14 protein-coding genes are annotated in these 13,323 nt (G+C 41.8%); 5 read left to right on the top strand and 9 right to left on the bottom strand.

The genetic code is table 11. The features are described from left to right. Positions 1-67: 67 nt before the first annotated feature. The 8 genes from PJIAN_RS13625 to ahcY all read right to left on the bottom strand — a co-directional run bounded on the left by PJIAN_RS13625 (position 68) and on the right by ahcY (position 7,336). Positions 68-406: a MerR family transcriptional regulator gene (locus PJIAN_RS13625; protein ID WP_068705985.1), complete on the bottom strand. Its 339-nt coding sequence runs from the start codon at positions 404-406 to the stop codon at positions 68-70. A 66-nt stretch (positions 407-472) separates the two neighbouring features. Then, the gene (locus PJIAN_RS13620; RefSeq protein WP_068705984.1) at positions 473-1,696 is read right to left on the bottom strand and encodes a lytic transglycosylase domain-containing protein; all 1,224 of its coding nucleotides are present in this window, start codon (positions 1,694-1,696) and stop codon (positions 473-475) included. A gap of 10 nt (positions 1,697-1,706) precedes the next feature. Next, positions 1,707-2,369: a DUF5683 domain-containing protein gene (locus PJIAN_RS13615; RefSeq protein ID WP_068705983.1), complete on the bottom strand. Its 663-nt coding sequence runs from the start codon at positions 2,367-2,369 to the stop codon at positions 1,707-1,709. Between the two features lie 20 nt (positions 2,370-2,389). Continuing rightward, on the bottom strand, positions 2,390-3,277 hold the full coding sequence (locus PJIAN_RS13610; protein WP_068706486.1) for a ParB/RepB/Spo0J family partition protein: 888 nt from the start codon (positions 3,275-3,277) through the stop codon (positions 2,390-2,392). Positions 3,278-3,335: 58 nt separating this feature from the next. Continuing rightward, positions 3,336-4,109: a ParA family protein gene (locus PJIAN_RS13605; protein WP_068705979.1), complete on the bottom strand. Its 774-nt coding sequence runs from the start codon at positions 4,107-4,109 to the stop codon at positions 3,336-3,338. Between the two features lie 28 nt (positions 4,110-4,137). Then, positions 4,138-5,157 (bottom strand): glycosyltransferase family 9 protein, encoded by a 1,020-nt coding sequence (locus tag PJIAN_RS13600; protein WP_153802579.1) that lies wholly within the window; start codon positions 5,155-5,157, stop codon positions 4,138-4,140. Positions 5,158-5,227: 70 nt separating this feature from the next. Next, positions 5,228-5,830: a DUF4254 domain-containing protein gene (locus PJIAN_RS13595; RefSeq protein WP_068705975.1), complete on the bottom strand. Its 603-nt coding sequence runs from the start codon at positions 5,828-5,830 to the stop codon at positions 5,228-5,230. 84 nt (positions 5,831-5,914) lie between these two features. After that, entirely contained in the window at positions 5,915-7,336 is a 1,422-nt protein-coding gene (gene ahcY, locus PJIAN_RS13590) for an adenosylhomocysteinase (protein ID WP_068705973.1), read from the bottom strand. Between the two features lie 340 nt (positions 7,337-7,676). Between ahcY and PJIAN_RS13585 the strand changes: the two genes are divergently transcribed. The 5 genes from PJIAN_RS13585 (at position 7,677) to PJIAN_RS13565 (ending at position 12,752) form a co-directional block, all read left to right on the top strand. Then, the gene (locus tag PJIAN_RS13585) at positions 7,677-8,246 is read left to right on the top strand and encodes a DUF1282 domain-containing protein (RefSeq protein WP_068705971.1); all 570 of its coding nucleotides are present in this window, start codon (positions 7,677-7,679) and stop codon (positions 8,244-8,246) included. Between the two features lie 17 nt (positions 8,247-8,263). Further along, positions 8,264-8,725 (top strand): SsrA-binding protein SmpB, encoded by a 462-nt coding sequence (gene smpB, locus PJIAN_RS13580; protein WP_068705970.1) that lies wholly within the window; start codon positions 8,264-8,266, stop codon positions 8,723-8,725. Positions 8,726-8,804: 79 nt separating this feature from the next. Further along, the gene (locus PJIAN_RS13575; RefSeq protein ID WP_068705969.1) at positions 8,805-10,004 is read left to right on the top strand and encodes a pyridoxal phosphate-dependent aminotransferase; all 1,200 of its coding nucleotides are present in this window, start codon (positions 8,805-8,807) and stop codon (positions 10,002-10,004) included. A gap of 79 nt (positions 10,005-10,083) precedes the next feature. Next, positions 10,084-11,328, top strand: coding sequence for an ABC transporter permease (locus PJIAN_RS13570; RefSeq protein ID WP_068705966.1), 1,245 nt, complete (start codon positions 10,084-10,086; stop codon positions 11,326-11,328). A gap of 86 nt (positions 11,329-11,414) precedes the next feature. After that, on the top strand, positions 11,415-12,752 hold the full coding sequence (locus PJIAN_RS13565; RefSeq protein ID WP_068705964.1) for a polysaccharide deacetylase family protein: 1,338 nt from the start codon (positions 11,415-11,417) through the stop codon (positions 12,750-12,752). An 84-nt stretch (positions 12,753-12,836) separates the two neighbouring features. On the opposite strand, the gene PJIAN_RS13560 is transcribed toward PJIAN_RS13565, so the two are convergent. Continuing rightward, positions 12,837-13,253 carry a DUF5606 family protein gene (locus PJIAN_RS13560; protein WP_068706484.1) on the bottom strand — a complete coding sequence of 139 codons (417 nt, stop codon included), beginning with the start codon at positions 13,251-13,253 and terminating at the stop codon, positions 12,837-12,839. Positions 13,254-13,323 lie beyond the last annotated feature (70 nt).

Here is a 13,323-nt window from a genome sequence, read left to right as displayed (position 1 = left end):
GTTACAAGTATTTATGTCGATTTGAAGGATTAGCAGAATGAAGATGCATTTGAAATTGGGCAGGTTTTTATTCCTGTGGTTTTGCAGAAGCTACAAGCTGTTTGCGGATATTTAGCAATTCGCGGCGGATCTTTTTCAGACGTTCAACTACTTCCTGCGTTTTTGCAACATTGTCTTTGTCGTTTTTCAAACGGTGACGGGCTCCTTCAAGAGTGAGGTTCTGCTCCCTGACTAAATGATAGATTTGTTTTATGAGCAGGATGTCATCTTGTGTATAAAAACGGGTTCCTTTCCCATTTTTACGGGGTTTTATCTGAGGAAATTCTTTTTCCCAGAAGCGAAGCAATGAGGCATTGACATTTAACTGTTCGGCAACCTCGGTGATAGAGTAATAAAGTCGTTCCATTGTCGTGTGGTGTTAAAAACAACAATATGGCAGAATGTCAAACCTTGAAGGAATGTTGAACTTTGATTAATGCTTTTTTCGTTTCGATTTCTTACCGGAACGACTCTTTGACGAACTGCTTTTCTTTTTGGATTTTGAACCTTTGACGGAGTGTTTGGAGGCTTTGGAGTTTTTGGCAAAATAAACGCCTTCTGCAGGTTCTACCAATAAACGGTTAGTGAAGAGTTCGTCTGCTTTGTAAGCAACTATTTTATCCTTATTTTGCAGGAAAGAACTCGCTTCATTCAGAGGTAACCGAATGGCGCAAGGCTGAAAATTGCCGGGAACAATGTCCTGACGGTATTGAGGATTGAGCGTTCTGAGTTCTGCAATAGGAAGATTCATCAGGTCTGCAATCTGCACCAGATGAACTTTTTCTTTCACCATGATTGTGTCTGTCATTGGCAGGCAAACCGGAGCAACGTTAAGATTGTGCTGCTTGTAATAGTTCATTACATAGTTTGCTGCAATGAAAATAGGAACATAGTTGCGTGTTTCATTGGGCAAGTACGGATAAATTTGCCAGTAATCACGTTTCCCACCCGAGCGGCGGATCGCTTTATTTACATTGCCCGGACCACAGTTGTAAGCGGCAATCACAAGATTCCAGTCTCCGTAAACACGGAAAAGGTCTTTTAGGTATTTGGCCGCTGCGATGGAAGACTTGTACGGATCCATTCTTTCATCAATCAGGCTGTTGATTTGTAAACCGTAAATTCGTCCGGTCGACACCATCAATTGCCATAAACCTCCTGCTCCGGCACGGGAATAGGCTGTGGGGTTGAGAGCCGACTCGATGATGGGCAGGTATTTCAGCTCGTCGGGGAGTTTATTGGCAAGAAGCTGGTCTTCAAAAATCGGCATGTAATATTGCCCCATCGCCAGCATGTAAGACACCTGCTTGCGCTTTTGAATGGTGTAGAAATCAATGCACTTCCGGATATGTTCGTTAAAGGGAAGTTCCATAATAGCAGGTAACTTCGATAACCGATCAATAATTACGGAATCAGAGACATAAGGATCAACCTTATCATCAACGAATGTGGTGTTAATGTTTTTGCGTTCATACCATTGGTTGAGGAGCCCGTTGAAACTCATGTCGTAACCTTCAGGCATAACAAGCGGTTCAAGCTGTTTTTTTATCTCTTTTGATACAGAGTCGTTTACATTCTTTTCTGCTTCAGCAGCAAAAGAATATAGCGGCAAGGTTGTCAAGAGTGTGATAATTAAACAGTTGAACAAAAAACGCATTCCGTTGATTTTAAAAATTAAACTTTAATTTCATGCCAAGAGAAGCATTCAGGCCGCTCTGATAAGCATTATTCATTAGAGTGGGGGCTATCTTCATCGACAAATCCGGAGAAACGTCGAAATCGGACAATTGCGCATCAACATAGGCATCTATCATTGAAATTGCGTATAATCCGATAGCGCATATTACACTTAAATCGCGGTAACGGCGAAAGGAGCTGACTCTGGTTTTCAATGCACTTGTCAACCAAGCTGTATCGTAAGACTTCTGCTGATCCGGTGTTAGAAAGTGCAGATAACTTGTCGTATTCGGGTTGTTATCCGTAATATCCAGATAGGCATTCTTGTAATCATTATACATCCGGCCATTCCACGAAATTGCATAAATAAGACCGGCGAAACCTCCGTATATCAACGGCAGTTTCCAGTATTTTTTGTTATAGATCTGACCTAATCCCGGTACAATAGCTCCCAACCAAACGGCTCTGGATGGATTTGGTTTGAAAATGGTCTTGCGCATTAATGTATCGGCAGGCGTTTTCAGAGCTGCCTTTTTCTCATGCAGGGAAAAAGCGATTGTGTCTCTTGCCACCTTTGTTGAATCATTAACGGAAAGAGCTTTGGCATTTGTCGTTACTATGCACGCTAACAGTATGAGCAGTAGATGTCTCAATTTATCGCTGTTTTATTCTTTCAATTCAGTTTGTCAAAAAGCTCCATCAATCGTTCAAGTTCCATATCGGAGCCAAATGAAATGGTAATTTTACCTTTCCCTTTGTCATTGCATGAGAATTGTACTTTCGATTTCAGACATTCTGTCAAACGATTCTGAATCAAAGTGTGCTCTACCGGCGTAATTGTTTTGTCTTTCGGCGTAACGGTTGTGTCGCTTGCCGGAGTTGCACTGACATTTTCTTCATTGCCCCGTACCAGTTCTTCCACCTTTCTTACAGACAAATGGTTGGCAAGAATTTGCTCGTAAATTGATATCTGTTTGGCCGGATCGTCAATGGTGATAAGGGCTTTCGCATGACCCATATCAATTTGCTTGTTTTTGATGCCCATCTGAATTTCGGCAGGCAAACGAAGCAATCGCAGATAGTTTGAAATCGTGGCACGTTTCTTTCCTACCCGTTCACTCAGGCGTTCCTGGGTCATTTTGTATTCTTCGAGTAAACGCTGGAAAGTAAGAGCAACCTCAATGGCATTCAAATCTTCACGCTGAAGATTTTCGATAAGAGCCATTTCCATTACCAAATCATCTTCTGCTTTCTTTACATATGCCGGAATGGTCGTGAGACCAGCCATTTTCGATGCTCTGTAACGGCGTTCGCCCGCAATGATCTGGTAATTATTTTCGTCAACTTCCCGGAGTGTGATCGGTTGAATAATCCCAATTTCCTTGATCGAAGCGGAAAGCTCGGCCAATGCCTCTTCGTCAAAAAAGGTACGTGGCTGATGTGGATTCGGATGTATTTTTGAAATTGCTATTTCATTAATGGAAGAAGACCCGCTGGTGCTGACAGGTTCTATATCAATCAGGGCGCCCAAACCGCGTCCGAGTGCGTGTTTTTGTACCATATCGTTTTTCAAAAAAAAGCTTTCGGTTTACAGATAGAAAAATGTTACTTCGGAAATATTATTCTTCGGCTTCGTCTCTGGCAATCAGTTCTTTGGCCAGATCAAGGTAATTCTGCGTTCCTTTCGATTCTTTATCGTACAATAAAACAGGCTTACCGTGACTGGGTGCTTCACTCAGCTTTACATTCCGCTGAATAACAGATTTGAATACAAGATCACCGAAATGTTTTTGCACTTCGTTATACACCTGATTGGCCAAACGCAGACGATTGTCATACATGGTCAGCAGGAATCCTTCGATAGCCAGATCCGGATTGAGCTTTGTCTTGATAATTTTGATAGTGTTGAGTAGTTTGCTAATACCTTCAAGAGCAAAATATTCACACTGAACAGGAATGATAACCACATCGGATGCTGTCAATGCGTTTACGGTGATCAGACCGAGTGATGGCAAACAGTCAATCAGGATGTAATCATATTCATCTTTGAGAGGCTGCAACATGCGACGCATGATTTTTTCGCGATGTTCAATTTCGAGCATTTCAATTTCAGCTCCTACCAGGTCAATGTGAGAAGGTATGATTGAAAGTGTGCTCAGTTCTGTAGGGACAATTGCTTCTTTTGGTTCTATTTCTTCAACCAAGCACTCATAAATACTCTTTTTTACGTCACGCACATCTACACCTAAGCCGGAGGATGCATTTGCCTGAGGATCGGCATCAACAAGCAGCACTTTTTTACCCAGCGAGGCTAACGAAGCAGCTAAATTGATAGCTGTGGTTGTTTTACCAACCCCTCCTTTTTGATTTGCTAAAGCAATTATTTTACCCATATATCTTATTTTTCTAACTATACTACAATTAATATTTTGCCATCTTTTCCACAATGATTTTCGGGTCAATGGCATTCAAACATTCATACGTTCCAAATTTGCAGGGAACATTACCGAAAATGGAACATGGGCGGCAGGCTAATGGCAGTTGAACTGCATTCGATTCCGGCTGATTCATTCCATAAAATCCGGCGAAAGGGTGGGTGGCACCCCAAATGGAAACGACCGGAGTACCGACTAAAGATGCAAGGTGCATATTGCCGGAGTCCATAGTCATCATTACGTCCAGTTCTTTCATCAGTAGAAGTTCTACGTCAAACGGCAACTTGCCGACAACAGATCTGGCTTTTGGATATTTAGTTATCCAGTTTTCAATTAATTGTTTTTCCCGATCTCCGGCTCCGAATAAAAAAACCGTTGTTTCAGGTTCCTGGCAAAAATAATCAATTACTGTTTCGACCTTATTAAGCGGTAATTGTTTGCCAACATGCTGGGAAAACGGAGCAATGCCAATCCATTTGCCTTTTTTGTCTCCGAAAGTTTCAATAATTTTGTCTCCGGATGTCAATGCTACAAAAGGAAGGCTGCTGTTTACAGTGCCGATGGTCAGACCCATGGATGCAAAAACTGCACGGTATCGGTCTACCGATGATGTCAGTTGCGTTGAATGTTGAAAGCCTTTATCAACAAGATCTTTCTTTTCGGCTCTTCCTTTATCGATTATAAAAATCTTTGTTCCAATAACACGAAAGAGCGACCGAAGGATTTTTGTTCTCAGGACATCGTGCAAATCTACCATGCAATCATATTTCCGTAGTTTGTTCAACTGACGGAAGAGCTTCAGAATTCCTTTAACACCTTTGTGTGATGTTCTTTTTTCAAAAGCAACAAAATCAACATTCGGAAGCCCTTTGAACAAAGGAGCAACCAATGGCATTGAAACCACCGTGAAGTTATGTTCCGGATATCGTTGAGCGATAGAGCTGACCACAGGGATCATCATGGCAACATCACCCAATGCCGATAAGCGTGTAATTAATATATTCACGGAACTCTTGCTTTTTGATTCTGGTTAGACAGGAACTGCTCCTGATATAATTGTAGTAATCTACTACTTCCTATTGCTTCGCGTACAACACCGGATTTAATGCCGGATCGTTATACATTTTCATTTGCTTGTACACTTTCATCCATTTGCGACCTGCTTCAATATCGCTCAATAACTGGTCAATGGCAGATGAAAGATCAATTTCTTGCTCAAGCAGAATTGCCAGCTTCTTATTACATTCGGCACGGTGGCTGTCGGAAGCTTCTTTTCTGTCAACTTCCTGTTGCATATGATAAATCTTCAACGCCAGAATCGATAACCGGTCAATAGCCCAGGCCGGACTTTCGGTGTTGATAGTCGCACCGTCCAGTTGGGGCACATTTTTGTATTTGTCCAGAAAATAGCTGTCGATCAATTCTACCAGGTCAGTGCGATCCTGATTTGACTTGTCGATGCGACGTTTGATTTGCAAGGCTTCCACCGGATCGATTTCCGGATTGCGGATAATATCTTCGAGATGCCACTGTACCGTATCGATCCAGTTTTTCAGAAAAAGATAGTATTCAATTGTCTTCAGTTCATACGGATTTTTAATAGGAGTATCTACATTATCCGTAAGATGGTATTGATCAATAGCAGCTTTGAATATCGGGTTGCAAAGTTGACTGAACATATGTGTTGAATTAATAATTAATAATTAACAATGAATAATGGAGATATCACACACTGTTAATTACTAATTTTCATTATTACTTGATTAATATCTGTAGTGCTCCGGTTTGAATGGTCCGTCTTGCGAAACCCCGATATAGCTTGCTTGTTCGGGGGTCAGGCGGGTCAGTTTAACGCCGATTTTTTCGAGATGCAGGCGGGCAACTTCTTCGTCGAGTTTTTTAGGTAAACGGTATACATTCACTTCGTAGTTGTTGGTGAATAGTTCTATTTGCGCCAATGTCTGGTTGGTAAACGAATTACTCATTACAAAGGAAGGGTGTCCGGTAGCACAACCCAGATTTACTAAACGGCCATCGGCCAATAATAGTATAAAGTGACCGTCAGGAAAGATATATTTATCTACCTGAGGTTTGATATTTTCGTGTTTGATGCCGGGGAACGTTTTTAATTTATCTACCTGGATTTCGTTGTCGAAGTGACCGATGTTACAGATGATAGCTGCGTTCTTCATCTTTTCGATGTGCTCGATGCGGATAATATCGCGGTTGCCGGTAGTGGTCACGTAAATGTCACCTTCGACCAAAGCATATTCAACTGTAGTTACTTCAAAACCTTCCATAGCCGCCTGCAATGCGCAGATCGGGTCGATTTCGGTTACCAAAACACGGGCTCCGTAGGTGCGCATAGAGTGTGCACAACCTTTGCCCACGTCGCCATAACCGCAAACTACCACCACTTTACCTGCCAGCATGATGTCCGTGGCACGCTTGATACCGTCGGCCAATGATTCGCGGCAGCCATAAAGGTTATCGAACTTGGATTTTGTGACAGAGTCGTTTACGTTGAATGCAGGGAACAGAAGTTTGCCTTCTTCCAGCATTTGATACAAACGATGAACACCGGTAGTCGTTTCTTCCGATACACCGCGAATTTCAGGAATCATGCGGGTCCAGAGAGAAGTGTCTTTTTTTAGCACTTCTTTTAATATTGCGTAGAGTTCGCGTTCGTCTTCGCCGCCGACAGCTTTGTCGAGAACCGAAGCATCTTTTTCTGCGTCATTTCCGACGTGAATCATCATGGTAGCATCACCACCATCGTCCACAATCACGTTTGGTCCTTTGTTGCCTTCAAAAACAAGCGCCTGTAAAGTGCACCACCAGTATTCTGCCAATGTTTCGCCTTTCCATGCAAAAACCGGAATTCCGGCATCAGCAATAGCAGCGGCGGCATGATCCTGTGTAGAATAAATGTTGCAGCTTGCCCAGCGCACTTCAGCACCCAATGCAGCCAGTGTTTCAATCAAAACTGCTGTTTGGATGGTCATATGGAGCGACCCCATGATGCGTGCACCTTTCAGGGGTTTTTCGTTGCCATATTTCTCACGTAATGCCATCAAACCAGGCATTTCTTTTTCTGCAAGAATTATTTCTTTGCGGCCGAAATCAGCCAGCGATATATCGGCAACCTTATAAGGTAGTCCCGAAAATAATTGTTCCTGTATCATTCAATATTTATTGGTTTATTTTGGAAACAGAAAGCCGTTTTTTGAGTTACGATCAGTTGTCGTATTTCTTTCACAGCCTCTTATAAGATGGATGCAGCACTATAGCTTATTAACACAACAAAGCATCTTCATAGTATGTTGATTCTATGAAGAATGCGATTAATCTGCATGTTTTCTCTTAATTGCTGACAAAGATATGTTTTATTTTTGAAAGTAGGGAGGGCGTTTTGGGTATTTTTGCAAGTTACAGTGGAATGGAGGGCTCTTTTTTGCAAAATTTGAATTTGGCTATTTAAAGCGAAAGTCCTACTTTTGCACGGATAAAATAGGATGAGTAATTATGTATAAGGAAATTATCAAAAAGATCATTTTATTACTGGCAAAACCTGAAGTTGCATGGCCTCAATTTATGAGGGAGGGTTTTACTAATAAGCAGATTTTGAAGCAGTTTTGTTATCCGTTGATGGGAGTAGCATCTGTTTTGAAAATAATTCAGGAGGCGATATTTCATCGTCACCCGGCTTACCCCATTCATGTCTTGATTGTACATGGTTTGGTTTATTTCGGTTCTTTGTTGGCGTCATTTTACCTTCTTCAGTATATTTTGAAGATTCTGATGCAGAAAAGATATAACATTACACCGACAAAAGAACAGTCTTCTATTGTGATTGGATACGGTCTTGTGATCGTGTTTTTGCTGTTCGTTGCAACGGCGGTTATGCCCAGCTTTTTCTTCCTCTGGATTTTCTATTTGTACACGGCGTTTTTACTTTGGGTAGCAGCAGAATCTGTTTTTAACCTTAAGGTTGAAGAACGTGGCGTTTTTGTAATCGGGATGACATTTTTTATGATGATCGTGCCGGTGGTGGTTTATGGAGTGCTTAGAGGTATGACTCCCAATCTTCAGTAAAAGTTGCTCTATTATTTATGCATAAAGCTTCCAATATTTCGGTAAAAAACAGGCGCGCATTTTTTGATTACGAGCTGACTGATTTTTTCGTGGCAGGCATTCAATTGTTTGGCACTGAAATTAAGGCAATTCGTGAGGGAAAGGCAGGTTTGTCCGATTCTTATTGCATTTTCATCAACAATGAGCTGTGGGTGAAGAATATGCATATTGCAGAATATTCTTTTGGTACATTTGCCAATCATGAAGCCCGCAGGGAGCGAAAATTGCTCCTGACAAAAAAAGAGTTGGCAAAATTGGTGAGAGCGACGAAAGAAACCGGATTCACCATTATTCCAACCAAGCTGTTTATCAACGAAAAAGGTCTGGCAAAGCTCGAACTTGCTGTGGCCAGGGGTAAAAAGAGTTATGATAAACGCCAGACTTTGAAGGAAAAAGAAGATAAACGCCAGATGGACAGGGCGTCTAAAAAATCGATTTAAATATACCAATGTTTAGATGTAAAGGATAAGATCCCGAAATCTTGGACCTTGGAATTTGAAACTTTGAACTACATCACTTATGCCAAAAATTTCAGGACGGGGCTTTGCAATGCCTCAATCGCCAATACGTAAACTGGTGCCTTTGGCAGATAAAGCTAAAGCTCGCGGTATCAAGGTGTATCATCTCAATATCGGCCAGCCCGATCTGCCTACACCCCAAGTCGCGCTTGATGCGTTGAAGGACATCGACTTGAAAATTTTTGAATATTCTCCCAGCGACGGGCTCAGAAGTCTTCGTGAAAAGCTGGTGAAGTATTACGCGAAATATAAGATTAATGTTTCGGTAGAAGATATTATCATCACAACCGGTGGGTCGGAAGCCGTAAATATTGCATTCCTTTCTTGTCTCGACCCTGATGATGAGATTATTGTGCCGGAACCTGCTTACGCAAACTACACAGCGTTTGCAATTGGTAGCGGAGCAATTGTTCGTCCTGTTGTTTCTTCTATTGACGAAGGTTTTTGCCTTCCTCCGGTAGAACAATTTGAGGAACTGATAACTCCCCGTACAAAGGGGATTATGATATGTAATCCGAACAATCCTACCGGTTATCTCTACACCCAGAAAGAACTCAATCATATTCGTGATATTGTCAAAAAACATGATCTCTTCCTCTTCTCAGACGAAGTTTACCGTGAATTTTGTTATACCGGAGCTCCGTATATTTCTGCGTTCCACTTGAAGGGAATTGAGAATAATGTTGTTCTTATTGATTCTGTCTCGAAACGATACAGCGAGTGTGGAATTCGCGTCGGAGCGTTGGTTACCAAAAATGAAGAGGTGAAAAAGAGCGCCATGAAGTTCTGTCAGGCACGTTTGAGTCCGCCTCTTATCGGGCAGATTATAGCGGAGGCTTCGATGGACGCTTCGGATGAATATATGCTTGACGTTTACAACGAATATGTGGAGCGCCGTAAGTATATGATTGACGAGTTGAACCGTATCCCAGGTGTTTACTCTCCGATTCCGATGGGTGCATTTTATACTGTTGCACGTTTGCCGATCGACGATTCGGATAAATTTTGCGAATGGTTGCTGTCCACTTTTGAATATGAAGGACAAACCGTGATGATGGCTCCCGCTTCCGGGTTTTATACTAATAAAGGCGTTGGGCGCAACGAGGTTCGTTTGGCCTATGTACTTCAGAAAGACGAACTGGCAAAAGCTCTGTTTGTCCTCCGAAAAGCACTCGAGGCTTATCCGGGGAGAACAATATAATTGATAATTAACAATTAATCATCGTAATAAGTATAAGGTCGTTACTCTCAGTGGCGGCCTTATTCAAAAAATAGCGATTGTGAACTTACCTTTTTTTATAGCAAAACGAATACATTTCGGAAGTGATAATAAGCTGCGGGTATCAAAACCGGCGGTGCGCATTGCCATGTGGGGCATTGCCATCGGTCTTGCAGTTATGATCATTACGGTAGCTATTGTTTTGGGTTTTAAACAAGAGGTTAGAAATAAAGTGGTTGGTTTCGGCTCGCATATTCAGATTACACGGTTTGATAATAATTCTACGTATGAAATGCGCCCGTTGCTTATATCCGACTCGATGGAGAATGCGCTGAAGGCTATTCAGGGTGTTGAGCATCTGCAAAAGTTCGTGACGAAAGCGGGCATCATAAAAACAGAGGATGATTTTCAGGGCGTGGTCTTCAAGGGTGTCGACCGGCAATTTGACTGGAAGTTCTTTACGCAAAATATGGTGGATGGGAAACCTCTTGCAGCTACCGACACTGCGCCATCGAATCAGGTAGTAATCTCAAAGAAGATTGCCGATATAATGCATCTGAAAACACACGATAGTTTCATTGCCTACTTTATACAGGATCGCATCAAGGCAAAGAAATTTGTGGTTTCGGGCATATACTCGACCAACTTCGGACAATACGACAAACTCTTTATTTTGGCCGATATTAAAGCGGTGCAACGCCTTAACGGATGGCAACCCCGTGAGGTAAGCGGCATGGAAATTACGATCAATGATTTTAATCAGCTTGACAGTGCCGGCGATCGTGTTTATACGAAAGTAGCCAACCGTTTTGATGAAAATGGAGCGCCTTACTATTCGCAGACAATCAAGGATATCAACCCCCAATTGTTTGCCTGGTTAGGGTTGTTTGACATGAATGTATGGGTGATTTTAGGCCTGATGATGGCGGTTTCAGGCTTCGTTATGATATCGGGACTGCTGATTCTGATTCTGGAGCGCACAAATATGATAGGCATTCTGAAAGCGCTAGGCTCAACCAACTGGATGATTCGTAAGATTTTCCTTTATCATTCCTGTTTCCTCATCGGAAAAGGGATGCTGCTGGGTAATTTAATCGGGCTAAGCTTTTGTCTGATCCAGAAATATACCGGACTTATTCCTCTCGATGCCGCCAATTATTATGTCTCTTCGGTGCCTATTTTGCTAAACATTCCGTCGATAATATTGCTCAATGTTGGCGTTTTTCTCTTGTCGACATTTATTCTGGTTGCACCGTCTTATCTTATCACAAAAATTAATCCTGCATCAGCTATTCGATACGAATAACAGGGTTGCGTTGTATTCCTTGCAATAATCAATAATTGTCTTTAAATTTGTCTGTTCCAGATAAAAACATTTACAGATAAATTGTAATGGAGATATTGATATACACTTCGCAGATAACTTCCCGAATCCGTTATATCACGGATTATATCTTTCACGATTATCTTTTGCTGAATTGTGTCCTGACGGATTCAACGGATGAATTCAGAAACAGTTCGGCCATAAAAATGTCGTACGGTACATCTCCGCTGGGTGATGAGCTGTTCGTGGCACAGCATCCTCTGTTGTTGGAGACAGGTTTATGCGAACAGAATATTGACGTTTTTCAATATAATGGGATGCCTGCATTTTTTGGAACGAATACAGAATGCTCTCCATTTCCTTTCGATGTTTTTGCTGCGTCGTTTTATCTGATAACACGCTATGAAGAATATCTTCCGCATTCGACTGATAAATTTGGTCGTTATTCACCCAAAAATGCACTAGCAATAAAGGAAAACTTTCTCGACCAACCTCTGGTTAATCTTTGGGCAAAGACATTGCTGTCCGAACTGCAAAAGCGCTATCCGTCTGTTGAATTTCCAAAACGTGAATTTGATTTCTTGCCGACGTACGATATAGATCAACCGTATGCTTATCTTCACCGGAGTTTTGCGGTTAATTTGGGCGGTTTACTGAAAAGTTTGATTAAAAGCCATTTCAGAGAGGCTAAAAATCGATTCTTGATGATGATACGCTATCGTAAAGATCAGTACGATACCTACGGATTTCAGTTTGCTCTCCAGCAACAATTCGGCTTTAAGACTTGCTATTTTGTGCTATGTGCGTTGAGAAAAGGGAAATATGAGCGTTCGTTGGCCTGTGATAGTCGTCATGTCAAAAAACTGATGCAGAAGCTTGGACAACATGGGAAAGTTGGGATTCATCCATCTTTTGCGTCTGATTCTGATGCGGCAAAAATAAGGAAAGAAATATCTAAATTTTCGGGGCTTGTCAATAACGAGATAGAGATAAGTCGGCAGCATTACCTGAAGCTAAAGATGCCTCAGACCTATCGTTCATTAATTGCAAACGGTATTAAAGCCGATTACTCGATGGGATATGCAAGCCGTCCGGGTTTTCGGGCTTCGGTTTGTACGCCTTTTAAGTGGTTTGACCTTTCGGTAAATGAAGTTACTCCGCTGGTTGTATATCCGTTTGCCTACATGGATGGTACTCTCAATTATCATATGCAGTTGTCGCGTATGGATGCCGAACTATTGATTCAGCGTCTGATAAATAATGTCAGGGCTGTAGATGGGTTGTTTGTCAGTTTATGGCATAACAGCTCCCTTAGTAATTCCGGCAAATGGCATGGCTGGAGATCTGTTTATAAACATTCGATCGAGTATGCGGCATCTTTGTGTGATGTAAAAGAAGAAAAGTAGCGAAGCTGCCTAAATGTTATAAAATAGACGAACGCCCTGTCGGATTCCGGCAGGGCGTTCGTTTGAATGTCATTCTTATGCGAATTATGCTTCGGCAGCTTTTTCTTCCTCTGCTGCTGCAAAATCAGTCAGTTCGTTTTCAATCAAAAGGTTGTACCAGCTGATGATTTTTTTAATATCCGAAGTGTGTACACGATCTTTGTCAAAATCGGGAACGACTTCGCCGAAATAACTGCGTAAAGCGTTTCCGTCAGCTTTTGGATCGATAGAAGCTTTGTTGCCGGCCTCTTTTTCCTTGATGTTGGCAAATACGGCTCTCAACGGCAGTTCATCGCTGTCGGTATAGATGGAGATATCGCCAAGAGAAACCACGCGATCATGAGCCAGGGCAGGACCTCTTTTTTTGTCGACCAACGACTCGATAATCATCATATTTTTTCCTTGCGAAATCAGTTTGAACAAACCGGGTTTTCCAGATACAGATAAAATCTTCTTAAGCATAATCAATAATTTAATAATAAATTGAATGTCAACATGACGACAGCATTTATTCAGAGATAAATTTTTGTCG

This window comes from Paludibacter jiangxiensis, from assembly GCF_001618385.1.
GTDB lineage: Bacteria > Bacteroidota > Bacteroidia > Bacteroidales > Paludibacteraceae > Microbacter > Microbacter jiangxiensis.
The sequence above is the reverse complement of the archived record's forward strand: the minus strand, read 5'-3'. Positions and strand labels throughout refer to the sequence as shown.